The following is a 19,633-nucleotide window of genomic DNA, read 5'->3' as shown; positions in this document are numbered from 1 at the left end:
AACAACCAAACAAAAGGGGAAACCATTATATGTTTATGGACAAACTTGCAAAAGTATTGTTAGCTTGTTGCGGAATATTTTTGGTGATTGGGGTTATTTATTTAGTGGTTTTTGCGAAATAAAGGAGCGTCAATCTCGGCATGATAATACCGCCAGAGATTGACGCTTTTCATTTCCGAATAATCTATAAGAAAAGGAATAAAACATGAAAATCAACCAATACATAAGCGAAGCAAAATCCTGCTCAAGGCGTGAAACAGATCGTCTCATCAAAGCAGGACGTGTCGCGATTAACGGTGAAATATGTACGCACGGTACAATCGTTAACGAAGGTGATGTTGTAACGATTGATGGACAGGTTATTGCAAAAGAAGAGAAAGAAAAGGTGTATATTGCTTTCCATAAACCAGTCGGAATTACTTGTACAGCAGCCGATCATATTGAAGATAATATTATTGATTATATCAATTATCCAGAGCGAATCTTTCCTGTTGGACGATTAGATAAAGCATCGGAAGGTCTTATTTTATTAACGAACGATGGTGCGATTGCGAATCAAATTTTACACGGAGATCATGAGCACGAGAAAGAATATGTTGTGATGGTCGATAAGCCTTTTACAGATTGGTTTATTGATGAGATGTCCAGCGGTGTAAAGATTAAAGATGGAATGACGAAGCCATGCAAAGTAACGAGAGTAGATAATTCAACATTTCGCATCGTTTTAACGCAAGGTATGAACAGACAAATTCGTAGAATGAGTCGCGCTTTCGGATATACAGTAATAAAGTTGAAGCGAGTTCGTATTATGAATATAGAGCTGAATCAGCTTGAAGTTGGAAAATGGAGGCATATTACAATTTCGGAGTTACAAGAATTAGTCGGACAGCTATAGGGAGAGGAATTCTTCTCTCCTTTTTATTTTTTGTCAGAAAAAATAAAACTATTGATTTTTTAAAAAGTAGCCCATATAATAAAAAACAACAAGTTTCGACAAGATATTTTATAAAAGTAATGATGAGGACATGAGTTGTTTTTTACGATTCTCAGAGAGGGAAGCCTTAGGCTGTGAGCTTCCTAATACGAAAAGATATACTTACCACCTCTAAACTTCAAGAGTGAACTGCGTGATGCATTGTAATTCTTGGCGGATAAAACCGTTATCAATTTACACGAGCTATAAAATGAGTTTATTTCGTTATAAATTCATTTTATTAGAATAAGGGTGGAACCACGATTTCAACACTCGTCCCTTTGTTAGGGATGGGTGTTTTTTGCGTTCTTTTAAGGGGAAGTATGCGCGAAAGAGGATATGTGACGGATTTTAGTTCAGAATATTTTGTTTATTTTATAATTATTTAGGAGGTAGGTAGAAATGAAATCATCTTTAAAGTTTTCAGAGATGTTTGCAATAAGTTTAATGTTATTTGCACTATTTTTCGGTGCAGGTAATATGATTTTTCCACCAGCGTTAGGGCAAGGTGCTGGAACGGATGTATGGATTGCATTGTTCGGATTTATTGTTACAGGAGTAGGTCTTCCTCTATTAGGGGTAATTGTAATAGCTTTAAAAGGAGATATTAATGAATTAGCTGGACGTGTGCATCCTTTATTTGCACTGATTTTCATAGTTGTAATTTATTTATGCTTAGGCGTATTTGTCAGCGTGCCACGTACAGGAACTGTTGCTTATGAAATGAGTATTGCACCACTTTTACCAAACGCGGTAGCCGGTCAGGCGTACCCACTTGTCATCTTTACATTTATTTTCTTTGCAGTAACTTTCTATTTAGCATTAAACCCTTCGAAATTAGTAGGGCGTATCGGAAAAGTGTTAACACCTATTTTATTAGCGGTAATTGCAATTATCGTAATTAAAGCACTCATTACACCGATGGGAGAGTTTGGTGCACCGACAGAAGCATATAGTGATCCGCTCTTTAAAGGGTTCATTGATGGATATTTAACATTAGACGGATTAGCAGCACTTGTTTTCGGAAATGTCGTAATTAACGCTTTGAAAGTAAAAGGGATTACAAATAAGAAAAGTATCGCGAAAGTAACAATTTTTGCAGGATTTATCGCAGCACTTGGTTTACTTCTTGTTTACTTAGCACTTGCTTACCTTGGAGCATCTAGTGTGTCACTTGGAATGGGAGAAAACGGCGGTGTTATTTTAACGAACGTTGTACATCATTTATTTGGTAGCTACGGAACTTTATTACTGGGTATTGCAATTGCAGCAGCATGCTTAACAACTTCTGTTGGTATTATTGCAGCTTGTGGTGAATATTTCTCTTCCCTATTACCAAAGCTTTCTTATCAAAAAGTTGTTTTCATTTTCTGTGTATTAGCTTTCATGGTAGCAAACCTTGGTTTAACACAGTTGAATGCATTAGCATTACCAATCTTAATCTCAATTTATCCAATTGGAATCGTGCTCATTGTGTTATCACTAATTGAAAACTATATCCGTCTGCCGCTAGCGATGTATGTAGGGGGGATTATAGGAGCATTCGTGGTTAGCTTCTTTGATGGATTGCATAATGCTAACATTCAAATTGCAACATTGGCACCTATTTTAGAAAAGATTCCGTTATACAGTGTAGGAATCGGGTGGTTAATTCCATGTATGATCGGTATGGTAATTGGATATGTGGTTTCTGTGTTTCAAAAGCAGGAAGTTGCTGTAGAAAAATAAGAAAAAGAGACTTTCTTTGAAAGAAAGTCTCTTTTTCGTGGATAAAATTATATATAAAGATATTTAGATATTAAAGTTTTATACGTAACATGGTTGACAAAATTTTTATGATTAAGCTAAGATTGACTTAGTTATGGAAATTCTGGAAGGGAAGTGATGGATGAAAGGGAAGAGGTTTTCTATAACTATATGTTATTAGTGTAGGAAGAGGTGATAAAATATTAGACTAGTTGAAGTTATTTTTTTTAAGTATAATTGAGAATGATAATCATTAAGGGGACTTGAAACATCTTTTTTCAGGAAACCTATCTTTAAAGGGTAATGAGAGGAGATTATTTTTTTGTACTCCAGTGAGAATGATAATCATTATTTCGCTTTATGTTACATAAGGAGAAAATTCTTGTTAATAAAAAGTAGAAAAGATTATTTTTTTTCGTATAAATTGAGAATAATTATCATTTTCAAAAAGTTAGATTGAGAGTAAAAGATAAACGAGGAGGATATAAGCAAAATGAGAAAGGTTTCTGTATTACCCGCTTTTATTATAACACTTGTATGTATGCTAGCTTTTCTCGTAATGCCATTTGGACAAGCTTCAGCAAAATTAGCTGATGGTACTTACGATATTAACTATGTCATTAAAAAAGCGGAAGATGATTCTGCTTCAATGGCAAATGATTATTTTGAAAAACCAGCTAAGTTAATTGTAAAAAATGGTGAGATGAGAGTACAAGTTCCAATGAATCACAGTGCTTGGATTACAGAATTTAAAGTAGAAGATAACGGTAAATTTGTTGATTCAAAAGTAATTAGTAAAGATGAAGCAGCTGATAAAAGAACGGTTGAATTTAAAGTTGATGATTTATCTAAACCGTCAGGAGTAAAAATTCACGTTGTCGTACCAAGTGCAAACTACGACCATCATTATACAATTCGTTTCGCTTTTGATGCGAATGTAAAAGCTACAGGCGGCGACAACAATGCAGCTGGTGTAACAAAAAATGATGATCAAAATAAAAAAGATGGACAAGTAAAAGAAGAAAAAAATAAAGAAACAAACAAAGAAGTAAGTAAAGATGTGAATAAAGAAACGAACAAAGGAACAAATGAAAAAGAGACAGCTGAAAAGATAGATAACCCGAAAACAGGGGATAATGCACGTATTGGATTATTTGCAGCGTTAATTTTTATTTCAGGTGTTTTCTTAATTCGTAAAGTGAAGTTAAGCAAATAAATATTTGGAAGGGCGATGAATATATGTTTAAACAATTTAAAACGATTATTGCCGTGTGTGTTGTTTTATTTACATTTATGGCAACGCTAGGTTTACAAGATGCAAAAGCAGCTAAGAAACCAGATAATGGAAAATATAATGCTACTTTTACTGTATGGAAAGGCGATAAAGATGAATCATCTAGAATGAATAGTTATTTTGAGAGCCCAGCAACATTAACAGTTAAAAATGGAAAACAATACGTTTCATTTAAAGTGAAAGATAGCGCTTCTATTAAAAGTTTTCAAGTAGAAAAGAATGGTCAATTCGTAGAAACAACAGTGTTAAGTGAAAATAAAAAAGAGAATACTAGAGTCGTAGAATTTGAAGTAGAGGATTTATCAAAGAAATTAAATGGCAAGGTGAAAATTAATATCCCTATTATTAAATACAACGCTTCATATGATATTCGCTTTGTATTTGACGGGAACAGTGTTAAATAATTAGAAATTTTAAAAAAGGAGCGTCATTCCATTGAGCGGGTATCTTAAGATTGTTGTTGCAATGTTTTTAACGATATTCACATTCGTATCAACGTTACAACCACTTGCAGTTCAAGCAGCTATAACTTTAGCTGACGGCGAATATTCAATTGGTTTTAAAGTTTTGAAAGATACATCAGATGATGAATCAATGATGAATCAATATTCTGTAAGCCCAGGGACTTTGAAAGTGAAGGACGGCAAAAAGAAAGTATCCTTTACGTTAACACAGAGTTCATGGATTACGAAGTTTGAAACAGAAAAAGCAGGTCAGTTTGTTGAGACAAATGTAATTAGTGAAGATAAAGAAAAAGATACAAGAGTTGTAGAATTTGATGTGGAAGATGTAGTGAAGATTTTAAATGCGAAAGTAAAAGTAGATAATGATGCTTTCAATTACCATCATTATTATGATATTCGTATTTCATTCGATCCAAATAGCGTTATACCAATTCATGTAGAAAAACCAAATGAAAAAGAGGACCCAGCTAATAAGCCAGATCCAAATGAAAATCCGGATCTAAGTCAGAAGCCCGACCAAAAGCCTGACTCAGATCAACAACCAAATTCTAACACAATTAAAGATGGTGCGTACAGCATTCCATTTAAAGTATTAAAAGATAAAACAGATGAAGAATCTAAAATGAATACTTACATGGAAAATCCAGGAGTATTAAAAGTAGAAAATGGTAAGAGAAAAGCGATTGTAACGTTAAAAAGTAGCTCACTAATTAAAAATTTCCAAACGGAAAAAGATGGCGCATTTGTTGATGCAAAAGTAGTGAGTGAAGATAAAGAAAAAGATACAAGAGTTGTAGAATTTGAACTCAATGATCTATCGAAGAAATTGAATGCAAAAGTATTCATCGAGATGGCATCAAGAAATTACAAGCAAACACATGACGTACAACTTGTATTTAATCAAAATAATTTGAAACCAGTAACAAACGAAGATAAACAGCCAGAAGGGGACAAACAACCGGAAGGAGATAAACAGCCAGAAGGGGACAAACAACCGGAAGGAGATAAACAGCCAGAAGGGGACAAACAACCGGAAGGAGATAAACAGCCAGAAGGGGACAGACAACCGGAAGGAGATAAACAGCCAGAAGGGGACAGACAACCAGATGCTGGCATAGCGAAAGATGGGCAATATAGCATCAGTTTTAAAGTGTTAAAAGATAAAACAGAAGAAATTTCAATGATGAACACATATACGAAGAGTCCAGGCGTACTGAAAGTGAAAGATGGTAAGAAATATGTATCCTTCACATTAACAAATAGCTCATGGATTACAAAGTTTGAGTTTGAAAAGAACGGTACGTTTGTTGATGCCAAAGTGTTAGGTGAAAATAAAGAGCAAGATACAAGAGTAGTGGAAGTAGAAGTAGACGATTTATCGGAAAAATTACAAGCAAAAGTGAAAGTAGATATCGACGCAATGAACTACCATCATTTCTATGATATTCAATTTGCGTTTGATAAAGGTAGCATTAAACCTTTAGGTAGCCAAGGCGGAAACGATAACCAGGATGGAAATGGTAACCAAGATAGTAACAATAACCAAGGCGGAACCAATAATCAAGGTGTCGACGACAACCAGGGCGGAAATAATAAAAATGGCCACACAACAGTTGATCCTAAAAATTTAAAAGATGGCCAATATGACATTGCGTTTAAAGTATTAAAAGATAAAACAGATGAGATTTCAATGATGAATCAATATGTGGTAAGTCCAGCGAGATTAAAAGTGAAAGATGGAAAGAAATATGTTGCGATGACACTGAAAAATAGCGCATGGATTACGAAGTTCCAAACAGAAAACGCGGGTGCGTTGGTTGATGCGAAAGTAGTAAGTGAAGATAAAAATGCAGATGCGAGAGTAGTAGAGTTTGAAGCAGATGATTTATTTGCAAAATTAAATGCGAAAGTGAAAGTAGATATCGATTCAATGAATTACCATCATTTCTACGATGTACAAATTCAATTTGATACAACTAGCATCGGTGCTGTAGGAACAATTAAAGAGGAATCAAAAAATGATCCGAAAAATCCAGTGAATCCACCGAATGTAGAAAATATAAACAAAATTGGAACTCCTGAATTTAATCGAAATGCAGATGGAAAGAAACAGAGTGAAAATACGAAGGGTAATGTGAAAAAAGAGCAGAACTCAAAAACAGCAGATACAGCACAAATTGGATTGTATATGTTGCTATTACTCGGCTCACTTGCTTTACTAGTTCGTAAATATAGAGCAGGTAGATTGTAATTTTTAAGTCTTGATGCATGGCTTCATGCATCAAGACTTGTTTCATATTGTATTGAAAGGAGTGGTGATTGAGAGTGAAGAAAATCACGAGTGTATTAATGGCTATCATTCTTTTATTTAGTATAGCTGGGTGCTCATCACCAAAAAAAGAAACGGCGAAAAAGGTTAAGAGTAGTAGTGAGGAACGTGTTATTGCAACGACAGTCGCCGTGACTGAAATTATGGATGCGTTAGAAGTAGATTTAATTGGTGTTCCAACTAGTTATAAAACATTGCCGAAGCGTTATAAAGGGTTACCTGATGTTGGAAATCCGATGAGTCCTGATATGGAAAAGGTTAAATCAATGAAGCCATCAGAGGTATTATCAGTTACAACGCTTGAGTATGAGTTGAAACCGGTTTTTAAGGAAGCTGGTATAAAAACAAACTTTTTAAGCTTAACGAGTTTGAAAAATATGCAAAACTCAATTACAGATTTAGGGAAGAAATACGGACGGGAAAAACAGGCTGAAGCAGTTGTAGCAAAGTTTGATAAAAAAGTTGCAGACATTCAAAAGCAAGTAAAAGGGAAAAAAGAACCGACAGTTCTTATTTTACTTGGGGTGCCAGGTAGTTATTTAGTAGCGACGGAACACTCGTATATTGGGGATTTAGTAAAACAATTAGGTGGTAAAAATATTGTCCAGGGTGAAAAGGTAGAATATTTAGCCTCTAATACGGAGTACTTAAAAAAGGCTGATCCAGATATTATTTTACGAGCAGCACACGGTATGCCAGATGAAGTTGTGAAAATGTTTGATAAAGAATTTAAAACAAATGACATTTGGAAACATTTTGCCGCAGTTAAAAATAATAGAGTTTACGATTTAGAAGAGCGTTTATTTGGAACAACGGGGAATTTAGAAGCTATCGAGGCTCTAGATGAATTAAAGAAAATGATGTATCCATGATGCATTTCATAGATAAAGGAAGATTAAGATGAATAAAAAATTTTGGAGTTTCTTCATCGTCATTGTATTACTAGTTGTTATGACTACTGTATCGGCAGTGAAAGGGAGTTTAGAAGTAGGCGTAATTGATCTTTTGCAAGGTATATTTACTGGGACAAATGAAGATGTTGAAGTCATTAAAGATTTACGTTTTCCACGCATTATTATTGCACTTTTCACTGGATCTGCTCTTGCGGTTTCTGGTGTTCTCTTCCAAGCTGTTATGAAAAACCCACTTGCAGATGCTGGGGTTATTGGGATATCTTCAGGGGCAAGTTTTATGACGCTTGTCATTATTACATTATTTCCTCAGTTCTTTTTCTGGACGCCACTATTCGCTTTTTTAGGCGGAGCATTTGCTTGTTATCTCGTTTATTCGTTTTCTTGGAAATCAGGTTTAAGCCCGCTGCGTATCATTTTAATTGGTATTGCTATTAATGCGATGTTTACTGGATTAAATGAATCGTTCATTACGATTTGTGGATATTTCATAAAAGGCATTAAGCAGACGACAACATCGAATATAACGATGAAGACATGGGGCGATGTTGAAGTAATTGTTACATATGGGTCAATCGGTCTTATTCTTGCACTATTTGTTGGGGCATGGTGTAACTTATTATCGTTACAAGATAAAACAGCAAAAAATTTAGGTCTTCATGTGACGAGAGTTCGCCTTATTATTTCAGCGATTGCAGTACTTTTAGCAGCGGTATCCACTGCGATTGCAGGAGTTATTGCTTTCGTAGGATTACTTATTCCGCATATTTCGAGGCAATTGGTCGGCTCAGATCATAAAGTACTGATTCCATTTTCAGCTCTTGCAGGTGCGTTATTAATTTTGACGGCAGATACAATTGGGAGACTTATCGTGCCGCCTAATGAAATTCCAGCGGCAACGATTATGGCAGTTATCGGTGGTCCGTTCTTAATATTCTTGCTTAGAAAGAGTGATAGAATCCATGGAAATTAAAAATGTAACCTTTTCTTATGATAATGTAACAGATCGTTTAAAGTCTGTAAGCAGTGAAATAGAGCTTGGTAAAATTACAACGATTATTGGACCGAATGGCTGTGGGAAATCTACTTTGCTTGGTGTTATGTCGAGAAATTACGCTCCTCAAAGCGGGGAGGTTATACTAGATGGAAAAGCAATTAGTCAGTATAAGCCGAAAGAATTTGCTAGAAAACTAGCAGTCGTCCATCAGCAAAATGAGGCACCGGCAGATATTACAGTTGAAAAATTGACGAGCTTTGGCCGTATGCCATATAAAAATTTGTTTTCTTCACATAATGAAGAAGATCGAGAAGTGATCGAAAGAGCATTAACGTGTACAAATTTGCAAGAGAAGCGAGACAAGGCGATTCATGCTTTGTCTGGCGGTGAAAGGCAGCGAGTATGGATTGCGATGACTTTAGCACAAAATACACCGATGCTGTTTCTGGACGAGCCGACGACATATTTGGATATTTACTATCAGCTTGAAATATTAGAGTTGATTAAAGAGTTAAATGAGGTGTATGGTTTGACGATTGTAATGGTATTGCATGATATTAACCAAGCAATTCGTTATAGCGACCATATTATCGTGATGAAGGATGGAGAAATAGTTATGAACGGTACGCCAAATGATGTTGTGACAGGAGATATGATTAAGAGCATATATGGCGTAGATGTCGTTGTGAAACACGACGAAGATACAGGATTGTATATGGTACCAATTGGGATTTGAGAGGCGGCTAAATCTCTCAGGAAATCCGTTTTGAGGTGATAGTTTGAGTAGCAAGAAAGAAAAGAAAAAAAATTCCTATTTTCAAAGACTACTTACAGTTGCCTTTTTAGGCATCTTTTTCTACTCTATGTATGAATTAGGTGGGATTTTCATGGATTACTATGAAAATCGCAAAGTAATGGCTGAAGCACAAGATATTTATCAAAGGAGTCCGATGGAAGAAAAGTCATCAGATGGATCGATCCGCGCACAGTTCCAAGCTTTACAAAAAATTAATCCAGAGATAGTCGGATGGATTACGATGGATGATACACAAATAAATTATCCAATCGTTCAAGCGAAAGATAACGATTACTATTTATATCGTAATTATAGAGGTGAAGATATGAGAGCAGGAAGTATCTTCATGGATCATCGTAATGATGTGGAATCTCAAAATCGAAATACGATTTTATACGGACATCGTATGAAAGACGGTTCGATGTTTGGGAGTCTTAAAAAGATGTTAGAAGAAGACTTTTTCATGTCCCATCGCAAATTATATTATGATACTTTATTCGAAGGATACGATATCGAAGTATTTTCAGTGTATACAACAACGACAGATTTTTATTATATTGAAACGGATTTTAAAAACGATGAGGACTACACATCATTCCTAGAAAAAATTAAAGAGAAATCACTTTATAAAACAGATACAAAAGTAACAGCGAATGATCAAATTTTAACACTTTCTACGTGTGATTATGCACTGGATTCAGAGGCTGGGAGATTAGTCGTACATGCGAAGTTGGTGAAAAGAAGTTGAAAAAAGAAAAGGTATAGAAGGAGAGAAGATGTATTACTTCTCATGCTTCTATACCGATTATTAAAATAAACTTTATTGAGCTGCAGCGATTGGCATGCGGACGATTTTAACATCATAGAAAGATATTTTATTATCAATAATATACTCTGGTAATCCACCACGATGTGAGTGAGCATCTTTAAAGGCAGTGCTCTTCGTCCAACTTTGGAAATCTTCTTTAGAATTCCAACGGGTGCTAATTGTCACTTCATCGTAATCAACTGTATTTTCAGTTAAAAGAACTTCTAAGCCTAAAAAACCTGGCATTGTTTCCACTTTACCCACTTTATCAAAGCGCTCAATTAATTTATGTGCGTTACCCTTCGTAATTTTAGATGTATTTGTAACAATAATCATTTCTTTATTCCTCCTGTAAGTCTACCATTATTTTCATCGTTTCATACACTTTAAATGATAATGAAAATCATTATCATTTAAAGTGTAATTATCGAATATAGATATGATTTTTCATGAGAATATAAAGTGAAGTATGAATCTGTCAGAAATATAGTCACCACAAATGATATTGAATATGATTTGATCGAATAGTTAATAAGCTTATATATTATCAAAATAAAACGAAGTGGAAAATGTACATATGCAAAGTATGGTTTGTACTATGCTTTCGCAATACTATGAACAAAGAGGTATGGTTGAATCATTGTTACTTAGTATTGTTATTATTATTACGTTAGGAATCGCCTCACAGTGGACTGCTTGGCGTTTTCAACTCCCTGCTATCGTCGTAATGGTGGTTGCTGGATTGTTAATTGGTCCTGTTTTCAACATTGTATAAATATATAACAGTTATGCCAGGAGCTGAGCTAGTTGTACTAGCAAAGCAATAATATGGTATAGTGAAACGAGGCTGTTTTTAGCCTCGTTTTTTAAATGCTTCCTATAGTTAGAAAGCATTCAAATGGAAAGGAAGACATTACATGCGATCTGAAGTAACTATAAAAATAAAACCGAAGTTTATAAAAGAAATTAAAAGTGGATATCCACTTATTTTAAAAGATGCAATTCAAAATTTGGATGATGTACGTGAAGAAGGGGCAATCATCAAAGTAGTAGATGAGAAGAACCAATTTATCGGAAAAGGCTATTATGGAAAACAAAATAAAGGATATGGCTGGATTTTAACGAGAAAAGAGAAGGAGCAAATTAATCAACCTTTCTTTGAAAGTAAAATCAAATCTGCTTTACATAAACGCAAACATTTTTATAAATCAAATGATACAACGGCATTCCGTGTTGTAAATGGTGAGGGTGATGGCCTTGGTGGTTTAATCATCGATTATTATGACGGCTATTACGTAATAAGTTGGTATAGTGAAGGGATTTATACTTTCCGAGACGAAATCGTAGCAGCACTTCAAAAAGTAGCAAACTTTAAAGGGATTTATGAGAAAAAGCGTTTTGATACGAAAGGAAAATACATTGAAGATGATGATTTCGTAGCAGGAGAGCGCGGTGAGTTCCCACTTATCGTAAAAGAGAACGGTGTAAACTTTGCTGTATATTTAAATGACGGAGCGATGGTTGGTGTATTTTTAGATCAGCGTAACGTTCGAAAACAAATTCGTGATAAGTATGCAAAGGGACGAACTGTTTTAAATATGTTCTCTTATACGGGGGCTTTCTCTGTATTTGCAGCAATTGGCGGGGCGAGTAAAACAACGAGTGTTGACCTTGCAAATCGTAGTTTAAGTAAAACAATTGAGCAGTTTAGTGTAAATGAAATTGATTACGAGGCACAAGATATTATCGTAGAAGATGTATTTCTTTATTTCAAATATGCAGCTAAGAAAAAGATGAAGTTTGATATGGTCGTACTAGATCCCCCAAGCTTTGCACGCTCAAAAAAATATACATTCAGTGCAGCGAAAGATTATAAAAATTTATTAAAAGAAACAATTGCCATTACAGAAAATAACGGTATTATAGTTGCTTCTACAAATTGCAGTACATTCGATATGAAAAAGTTTAAATGCTTTATCGATACAGCATTTAAAGAAATGAACGGCAAATATAAAATATTAGAAGAACATTCTTTACCAGAAGATTTCCGTACAATTGATCAATTTAAAGAAGGTAATTATTTAAAAGTAGTCTTCATTGAAAAAATTAAAGGTTAATAAGAAAAGGAGCTCAATTTATAATGAGCTCCTTTTCTTATTGAACAATATTTTGTACTCTGCCAACTTGACCGTCTTGTAATCGCACTTTAATGCCGTGCGGATGAGACGGTGAGTTCGTTAAAATATCTTTTACAATGCCTCTTGTTAGCTTGCCAGTGCGTTGATCTTGTTTTAATACAATATCAACTTCAAGACCTGGTGAAATGTTAGATCGTTTTTGCCCGTTCATTTATACACCTGTACGTCTACGTTGGTTGTTTGTTTTTTTCGTTTGTTGGTTTTGTAATTTTTTCGTTGCTTGACTTTGATTTCCGTTATTTGAACTATTTCCATTTCCTTGCTTTTTCTTTGCAAGTTGTTCGCGCATTAAATCAGCTAAGCTTACTTTTTTATTTTCTGACATGATAAGTCTCCTTTATATAAAGTTAATTATGAACAATAGTAGTGAATTTCATCATATCATTGTTAGGGAAGGAAGGGAAGTTGGTTTGAAAATTCATATAATTCTTTCCAGCATTCATTCGTTACGATACAATTAAAATGTTAATGTTTGTAAAAAAGGGGATAGAAATATGTCACATCATATTTTATTAGTTGAAGATGACGTCTCAATTCAAGAGATGGTTGAAACATATTTAGTAAAAGAAGGCTTTCAAGTTACAATCGCCTCTGACGGAGAAGAAGGAGTTATCGCATTTTTAAAAGGTTCATTTGATTTGATCATCCTCGATATTATGATGCCGAAGTTAGATGGATTAGAGGTTGTGCGAATCATTCGAGAAAAAAGTGCTGTTCCAATTTTAATGATGTCAGCGAAAGATACGGATGTTGATAAGGCGGTTGGTTTAGGGCTTGGAGCGGATGATTACATTTGTAAACCATTTTCTATGATTGAATTAGCAGCACGTGTAAAAGCTGCTATTCGAAGATCTACAAAGTATTCGGCTGTGGAATCAAAAGATGAGACCATTCAGATTGGTGATTTAACAATTGACCCAATTAATTTTACTGTGGAGAAAAAGGGAAGCCAGCTTAAACTTACTTTAAAAGAATTTGAGATTTTAAAACTATTCGTGAAGAATCAAAATCGTGTATTTACAAAAGCACAAATATATACGTTAGTTTGGAATGAAGAATATTATGGTGACGATAATGTTATTAACGTTCATATGAGAAGGTTGCGTGAGAAGATAGAAACTGACCCATCTAACCCAGAATATATAAAAACACTGTGGGGTATTGGCTATAAATTGGAAGTGATGTAGTATGGTTATATTTTTAACAGTGATGAATTTTATATTGCTGATCGTTATTTACGTGCAATATAAAATTCGAAAAAGTAATAGTAGGAATTTACGCTACACGTATGAAAAATTAGAGGGAATTGTAAAAGAACAAACCGGTGAGAAGCTATTAATTATGACCGATGATAAAGAGTTGCAAAAACTATTAGTCACAATTAATCATCTATTAGATGCTAAGCAGAAAACAAATGCAGATCATGCAAAGGTTGAGATTTCAATGAGAAAGATGCTTTCAAACATCTCGCATGATTTAAAAACGCCACTCACCGTCATTCTTGGGTATGCAGAAATGTTAAATGCAGATAAAACGATAAGTGAAGAAGAACGGCAATTATTATTACAAAAAGTACATGTGAAAACATTAGAAGTAATGGAGCTTATTCATAAGTTTTTCGATTTGGCGAAACTGGAATCTGGCGATAAAGTAATTGAAATAGCGAAGGTAAACATGAATGAAGTATGTAGGGAAAAGATTTTATCGTTTTATGATTTAGTAACATCGAAAGGATTCGAGGTCCATATTGATATACCAGAGAGAAATATATATGCATTTGGAAATGCGGAAGTACTTAGAAGGGTGTTAAACAATTTAATATCAAATGCAATTGCGTATGGATATGATGGGAAAACGCTCGGTATGGCATTAAGAGATGATGAAAAGAGTGTGTATATAGATGTATGGGATAGAGGAAAAGGAATTGATGAATCTCATATTGATAAAGTATTTGAGCGCATGTACACACTTGAAGATTCAAGAAATAGATTGTACCAAGGAAGTGGTCTAGGTTTAACGATTACGAAAAGGCTTGTAGAAGCGATGGATGGAGAAATTCATCTTTTTAGTAAGCCATATGAAAAAACAATCTTCACAATTGTATTGAAAAAATGGAGTTTTAGCTTGTAGAAAAGGTTATTCTACAAGCTTTTTTGAACGTAAGGAATTTGTAAGGAATGAGTAAGAAAAAAGAGATTTCTATTGTCTATGATATAAATAGAAAGCGGTGCGAAAGGGGAATATGATATGACGTATATTTTAAAAACGAACCAGTTAACGAAAGTTTTTCAAGGAAAAGAAGTCATCTCTGGCGTTAACATGCACGTGAAACAGGGAGAAATTTATGGGTTTTTAGGACCGAACGGCGCTGGTAAAACAACAATCATGAAAATGATTACGAATTTAATTAAACCGACGAGCGGAGATATTGAAATTTTCGGTGAGAAATTAACGGATACATCTTATGAAGTGTTAAAGCGAATGGGGACAATTATTGAATATCCAATTTTTTACGAAAAACTAACGGCAAGGGAAAACTTACATTTACATTGTGAATATATGGGGTATTATGACAAAAAAGCGATAGACCATGCTTTAAATCTTGTTAAACTGCATGGCATTGATAATAAAAAAGTAAAAGATTTTTCATTAGGGATGAAACAAAGATTAGGTATTGCAAGAGCGATTATGACGAAGCCAGAGCTTTTAATTTTAGATGAACCAATTAACGGTTTAGATCCGATTGGTATTAAAGAATTGCGTGAGTTATTTAAAATGCTTTGCAAAGAATATGGAATTACTCTATTAGTCTCTAGTCATATTTTAGGTGAAATGGAGCAAATGGCAGATACAATTGGTGTTATTCAAAATGGAAAACTAATAAAAGAGGTTTCAATGAAGAGTATTAATGGAAAACAAACAGAGTACATTGAAATTACGATTCCAGATGTGAAACGTGCGGCTTACATTTTAGAAAATAAACTTGGCATACAAAATTACAAAATAATGACCGGAAACATGATTCGTGTTTATGAAATGGCAGTGACGCAGCAAGCCATTTCAAAAGCACTCATTATGAATGATATAGAAATTGAAAGTATTAATAAGAAGCATAGTTCGCTAGAAGAGTACTTCTTAAATGTAATGAATGGAGAAGGGATTCATGCTTAATGGAATAAAACTGTCATTGTGAATGTAAAAAACTTTTCAATAGGGAGTTATGAGGATGAATTTATTGGTACTGAATCTAATAGGTGGATTTATCGTAATGGTGATAAGTGGGATTCTATATTATAGGAAACCAGAACGAAAATGGGTTTTAATTTTACTAGTGATAGGGATATTAAGTGTAATTACAGCTGGAATTAGAATATTAGTAGCGTAGAGACGGTAATGGAGGCGGAATTTATATGTTTAGATTAATGAAGCTAGAATGGAAAAAACATCAATTATCTAGTTATTTTAAAGGGGTAGCTATTTGTATTATAGCAATTTTTGCTGTAGTAAGCCTTATGGCATTGGGAGTTAAAGACGAGGGAGAAGTGCTCCTCTCTGACTTCACACAGCAAATGGCTGCAGCAAATATTTTTATTAGGATAACATTCATTATTTTTAGTTCGGTCATTTTATCACGTTTAGTAATAGATGAGTATAAGAACAAAACAATGCAACTACTATTTATGTACCCATTGCAACGAAAAATGCTAATGAGAGCGAAATTAACAATTGTTTTTTGTTTTTGTTTTGTGAGCATGATTATCGCTACTTTCGTTATTAGTTTGCTCGTATTCTTTGTGAGTCCAATGATGGGACTGATTGAAGCGCCTGCTACAATAGGCGAAATAATAGCTACCGTTCCAAATACTATTATAAGTGCATTTATGATGTCTGGTATAAGTTTAATTCCTTTATTTTTTGGGATGAGAAAGAAATCGACACCGACAACGATTACTTCGGCAGTAATAATCGGGATGACAATTAGTGGTAACTATGGTCCTGGAAACGGTCAAGTAAGTATGTTTGATTTTATAGTTATCCCAATTGTGCTCTGTTTATTAGGAATTTTAATTAGTTATTTTTCATATCGTAAAATCGACAAGATTGATGTGGCGTGAAGCAAGCTTAAAACAACAACGAACTGGGGTATGAATAGTGAAAAAAATAATAGTAATTGCAATATTATTGATTACAATTGCTAGTGTAGTTTTTGGCTTTAAGACATTTCATGGAAAAGATTTTAAGAAAGAAAATTCTTTTGAGATAAATAATATAAAAGAAATAGAAGTGGACAATGAAAACTGGGATATTGAATTTAAAAGTACAGACGCTAATAAACTAGTAATTTCGGCTCAAGGTAAACGAGTAAACAAAGAGATAGATCCCGTCGAAATAGAACAGGACGGAAATAAAGTTGTGATTAAGCAAAAGCAAAAGATGAACAAATTTTTTAATGGTTTTACGTTTAGGGAGAAAAATAGTATATCTATAGCTATTCCGAAGAAAGAAATAGATAAAATTGTATTAAATAATAAATCGGGTGATGTGAAAATAAGCGATATAGTAGTGAAAAGTATTGTGACAGAAAGCAAATCTGGAGATGGACGGATTGTAGGATTATCGGCAGAGAAAGGTGAGTTCAAATCAAAAAGTGGAGAATTAAGTGTAAAAGATAGTTCAGTACAAGAATTAAATATAATCTCTACTACAGGTGATAACTATATAAGAAATGTAAATAGTACAAATATGAACATTACTTCAACATCCGGGGAAGTATTACTGAAAGATATGAAAGAAGGAAAATCATTATTTATAGAAACAAAATCAGGAGATATTGGCGTAAGGTATAAAGGTGTTCCGGCTTCATTGAAACTTACGGCTAGCAGTAAGTCGACTGACATACTGGTGAATTTAAACGGATTGAAGAAAGATAAAAATACAGAAAAGGTAAAAGAAGGAACCATTGGTGATGCAGAAAATAAAGTGAAGATTTTAAGTGAAACAGGGGCAATTTATATTGATTAAGTCTTAGGAGAAAGGAGGATTATAATGCTATGGCTTATGAAGCTAGAAATAAAAAAGTTTAAGCTAGGGTGGTATGTGAAGGGGGCAATTATTGCAAATATCGTTATACTGGCACTATTAATCTTTGCTAGTTATGTTGCTCAAATAGAAGGAGATCCAGAATTAAGAGATCCACAAACGATTTTGCTAATGGCTAGTGCAATGGTAAGAGGAACATTTATTGTATTTGCTGGAGTATTAATTGCAAAATTAGTCATTGAAGAATATAAAAATAAAACAATATTACTTATGTTTTCTTATCCAATTAATCGAAAGAAGATGATGGTAAGTAAGTTATTCATTACAGTGATATTAACTTTTATAACAGTTATCTTATCTAATATTTTTGTAGTAGGGATTTTCTTTACAGTAGACAGTTATTTATCAATTCTTCCTAATTCATTAACAGTAGATCAATTGATTCAAGAGGGTATAAAACTTGTTCCTTTAGCGATTGCAACTGCAGGAACAAGCTTAATCCCACTATACTTCGGAATGCGTAAATATTCTGTACCAACGACAATCGTGTCTTCTATCATCGTTGTGGTTATCGCGATTAATAACCAACCAATGTTTTCGATAGCGACTTTTCTTCCTCTTCAACTAGCATTTGCTGCTATTGGAATGGCAGTTGCTTATTATGGAATTAAGAATATTGAGAGGGAAGATGCGTTGTAAGAAAGGATTGCATAGTTTGCAATTCTTTTTTATATTCATAAAATTTCATGAGTGTGATAAAGGGCTAAAGTGAAAGCTGTCGAATAAAAGAGAAAAGTAAGGTTAGATTATATAGAATGGAGATACATATATGGATGACGCATATATAGGACATAAAGTGAAGAAAACGAAGCGAAAAATAATACGCTTATTACTTATATGGTTAGCTATATTGTTAATAGCTATTGGCTTGTTTTTTTGGAAGTTTTTTAGTTTGTCAGGTGTTTCAGGTGGGGACCTAATTCAGACGGTAGAATCACCCGATGGAACATATACTATAAATGCTTATCTTGCAAATGGCGGAGCTACAACAGCGTTTGCGATTAGAGGAGAACTTATTTTTAATAAACGATATGTGTTTACTAAAAAGAATATTTATTGGAACTATAGAGAAAATCAAGCTAATATCGAATGGAAAGGTAGAGACACAGTTATTATTAACGGACATACTTTACATGTTCCTGAAGATACATTTGATTTTAGGTGGGACAAAAAATTCGATTCACATAGAAAATAGTTTCACATGAAACAAGTGACAGAAAAAGACAAGGTGTTTGCGCACCTTGTCTTTTTCTGTCATTACATTTTAGGAGCTTCCATTCCAGCGGCAGCCCATTCTTCTTTTGCAGGACCGTATATGCCGGGAACTTTTAATCCAGCTTGACGCATTAAAACAGTCATTTGTCCGCGGTGGTGATTTTGATGATTGATAACCGTCATCAAAAATATAGAATTTGGCATGGGGCGTCCAAAAAAATCGTTGATTGTTGTTAAATCTTGATCGGTCCAATCTGTTTGAAGTGCTTCAATAAACGATGCATTTACTTTACGATAATGATCCGCAATCGTTTTTGCAGAAGTTGGAACAGGGTAATCCTTTGTTTCACCTTCAAACTTTAGCCCTGTACCAGATAGAATAACAGGAATTGCAGTAACGATATGCCAAGCAACGCGTCCTAATGTCCAGTGATCCTTTGTAATTTCCTGTGATAAAGATTCATCTGTTAATGCATCGAGCATTTTTTGAGTAGACTCAGCCTCATATTTCCATGATTGTAAAAAGCCTTCAATTGTTTGATACATTGTTATCCCCCCTAGTTATGTTCATAAGTTAAATTCGTGAGAGATGGTGTATTCCCTTTTTAGCAAAGCGAAATTTAGTGGGATATTGGTACAATATAAAAAGATTTAGAAAAAATTTGTAGAAGTGTCAGGAGATTGACATTTTCATTCGTATATTAAGAGAATAGAGAATGAAGCAAAGAATGGTGATAGGGATGGAAGAAATGGATATAGTAGAAGGACTGCGAGAGAAGGACATGTCGGTATTACATGCAGC

Annotated in this window: 23 protein-coding genes and 1 other annotated feature; of the genes, 19 read left to right on the top strand and 4 right to left on the bottom strand. The window is 34.2% G+C overall.

All coding sequences use genetic code 11. The features are described 5' to 3' along the window. The first annotated feature begins 205 nt into the window (after positions 1-205). The 9 genes from DJ93_RS08390 to srtB all read left to right on the top strand — a co-directional run bounded on the left by DJ93_RS08390 (position 206) and on the right by srtB (position 10,258). Positions 206-895 (top strand): 23S rRNA pseudouridine(2604) synthase RluF, encoded by a 690-nt coding sequence (locus tag DJ93_RS08390; RefSeq protein WP_042980208.1) that lies wholly within the window; start codon positions 206-208, stop codon positions 893-895. 110 nt (positions 896-1,005) lie between these two features. After that, positions 1,006-1,257: a binding site (T-box leader), on the top strand. 118 nt (positions 1,258-1,375) lie between these two features. Beyond that, the gene (gene brnQ6 / locus DJ93_RS08385) at positions 1,376-2,701 is read left to right on the top strand and encodes a branched-chain amino acid transport system II carrier protein BrnQ6 (protein WP_042980207.1); all 1,326 of its coding nucleotides are present in this window, start codon (positions 1,376-1,378) and stop codon (positions 2,699-2,701) included. A gap of 511 nt (positions 2,702-3,212) precedes the next feature. Continuing rightward, positions 3,213-3,935, top strand: a complete 723-nt coding sequence (isdC, locus tag DJ93_RS08380; RefSeq protein WP_042980206.1) for a heme uptake protein IsdC — start codon at positions 3,213-3,215, stop codon at positions 3,933-3,935. Between the two features lie 23 nt (positions 3,936-3,958). Continuing rightward, positions 3,959-4,417 carry an NEAT domain-containing protein gene (locus DJ93_RS08375; RefSeq protein WP_042980205.1) on the top strand — a complete coding sequence of 153 codons (459 nt, stop codon included), beginning with the start codon at positions 3,959-3,961 and terminating at the stop codon, positions 4,415-4,417. A gap of 31 nt (positions 4,418-4,448) precedes the next feature. Further along, the gene (locus DJ93_RS08370) at positions 4,449-6,728 is read left to right on the top strand and encodes an NEAT domain-containing protein (protein WP_042980204.1); all 2,280 of its coding nucleotides are present in this window, start codon (positions 4,449-4,451) and stop codon (positions 6,726-6,728) included. 68 nt (positions 6,729-6,796) lie between these two features. After that, positions 6,797-7,678, top strand: coding sequence for a heme ABC transporter substrate-binding protein IsdE (isdE, locus tag DJ93_RS08365; protein WP_042980203.1), 882 nt, complete (start codon positions 6,797-6,799; stop codon positions 7,676-7,678). 28 nt (positions 7,679-7,706) lie between these two features. Continuing rightward, complete coding sequence (locus tag DJ93_RS08360) at positions 7,707-8,690, top strand: FecCD family ABC transporter permease (protein WP_042980201.1); 984 nt, start codon at positions 7,707-7,709, stop codon at positions 8,688-8,690. Beyond that, a complete protein-coding gene (locus DJ93_RS08355; RefSeq protein WP_042980199.1) occupies positions 8,680-9,450 on the top strand; it encodes an ABC transporter ATP-binding protein in 771 nt (256 codons plus the stop codon). Before DJ93_RS08360 ends, DJ93_RS08355 begins: the two co-directional genes overlap by 11 nt. 43 nt (positions 9,451-9,493) lie before the next feature. Beyond that, positions 9,494-10,258: a class B sortase gene (srtB, locus tag DJ93_RS08350; protein WP_042980198.1), complete on the top strand. Its 765-nt coding sequence runs from the start codon at positions 9,494-9,496 to the stop codon at positions 10,256-10,258. Positions 10,259-10,330: 72 nt separating this feature from the next. Here srtB and isdG read toward each other — a convergent pair whose 3' ends face one another. Then, positions 10,331-10,654: a heme oxygenase gene (gene isdG, locus DJ93_RS08345; protein WP_042980196.1), complete on the bottom strand. Its 324-nt coding sequence runs from the start codon at positions 10,652-10,654 to the stop codon at positions 10,331-10,333. A 241-nt stretch (positions 10,655-10,895) separates the two neighbouring features. Here isdG and DJ93_RS33160 point away from each other — a divergent pair, with 241 nt between their 5' ends. Both DJ93_RS33160 and DJ93_RS08335 read left to right on the top strand, forming a co-directional pair. After that, the gene (locus tag DJ93_RS33160; protein WP_042980195.1) at positions 10,896-11,093 is read left to right on the top strand and encodes a hypothetical protein; all 198 of its coding nucleotides are present in this window, start codon (positions 10,896-10,898) and stop codon (positions 11,091-11,093) included. A 142-nt stretch (positions 11,094-11,235) separates the two neighbouring features. Further along, positions 11,236-12,435, top strand: a complete 1,200-nt coding sequence (locus tag DJ93_RS08335) for a class I SAM-dependent rRNA methyltransferase (RefSeq protein WP_042980194.1) — start codon at positions 11,236-11,238, stop codon at positions 12,433-12,435. 37 nt (positions 12,436-12,472) lie between these two features. Here the strand turns inward: DJ93_RS08335 and DJ93_RS08330 are convergent, their stop codons facing one another. After that, positions 12,473-12,667: a YwbE family protein gene (locus DJ93_RS08330; RefSeq protein ID WP_042980193.1), complete on the bottom strand. Its 195-nt coding sequence runs from the start codon at positions 12,665-12,667 to the stop codon at positions 12,473-12,475. Then, the gene (locus DJ93_RS33155; RefSeq protein ID WP_002122890.1) at positions 12,668-12,841 is read right to left on the bottom strand and encodes a hypothetical protein; all 174 of its coding nucleotides are present in this window, start codon (positions 12,839-12,841) and stop codon (positions 12,668-12,670) included. A 169-nt stretch (positions 12,842-13,010) separates the two neighbouring features. Here DJ93_RS33155 and DJ93_RS08320 point away from each other — a divergent pair, with 169 nt between their 5' ends. The 8 genes from DJ93_RS08320 (at position 13,011) to DJ93_RS08290 (ending at position 18,811) form a co-directional block, all read left to right on the top strand. Beyond that, a complete protein-coding gene (locus DJ93_RS08320; RefSeq protein ID WP_042980192.1) occupies positions 13,011-13,703 on the top strand; it encodes a response regulator transcription factor in 693 nt (230 codons plus the stop codon). 1 nt (position 13,704) lies between these two features. Continuing rightward, a complete protein-coding gene (locus DJ93_RS08315; protein ID WP_042980191.1) occupies positions 13,705-14,646 on the top strand; it encodes a HAMP domain-containing histidine kinase in 942 nt (313 codons plus the stop codon). Between the two features lie 117 nt (positions 14,647-14,763). Beyond that, complete coding sequence (locus DJ93_RS08310; RefSeq protein ID WP_042980190.1) at positions 14,764-15,687, top strand: ABC transporter ATP-binding protein; 924 nt, start codon at positions 14,764-14,766, stop codon at positions 15,685-15,687. Between the two features lie 55 nt (positions 15,688-15,742). Beyond that, positions 15,743-15,901, top strand: coding sequence for a hypothetical protein (locus DJ93_RS33150; RefSeq protein WP_181969220.1), 159 nt, complete (start codon positions 15,743-15,745; stop codon positions 15,899-15,901). 25 nt (positions 15,902-15,926) lie between these two features. Next, positions 15,927-16,631, top strand: a complete 705-nt coding sequence (locus tag DJ93_RS08305) for an ABC transporter permease (RefSeq protein WP_042980189.1) — start codon at positions 15,927-15,929, stop codon at positions 16,629-16,631. Between the two features lie 37 nt (positions 16,632-16,668). Continuing rightward, the gene (locus tag DJ93_RS08300) at positions 16,669-17,538 is read left to right on the top strand and encodes a DUF4097 family beta strand repeat-containing protein (RefSeq protein ID WP_042980188.1); all 870 of its coding nucleotides are present in this window, start codon (positions 16,669-16,671) and stop codon (positions 17,536-17,538) included. A 24-nt stretch (positions 17,539-17,562) separates the two neighbouring features. After that, a complete protein-coding gene (locus DJ93_RS08295) occupies positions 17,563-18,255 on the top strand; it encodes an ABC transporter permease (protein WP_042980187.1) in 693 nt (230 codons plus the stop codon). 130 nt (positions 18,256-18,385) lie between these two features. Continuing rightward, positions 18,386-18,811: a DUF5412 family protein gene (locus DJ93_RS08290; RefSeq protein WP_042980185.1), complete on the top strand. Its 426-nt coding sequence runs from the start codon at positions 18,386-18,388 to the stop codon at positions 18,809-18,811. 62 nt (positions 18,812-18,873) lie between these two features. Here DJ93_RS08290 and DJ93_RS08285 read toward each other — a convergent pair whose 3' ends face one another. Next, complete coding sequence (locus DJ93_RS08285; RefSeq protein WP_042980184.1) at positions 18,874-19,377, bottom strand: DinB family protein; 504 nt, start codon at positions 19,375-19,377, stop codon at positions 18,874-18,876. Positions 19,378-19,633: the final 256 nt, after the last annotated feature.

The organism is Bacillus clarus (assembly GCF_000746925.1).
GTDB lineage: Bacteria > Bacillota > Bacilli > Bacillales > Bacillaceae_G > Bacillus_A > Bacillus_A clarus.
This window is presented reverse-complemented; position numbering and strand designations above follow the sequence as displayed.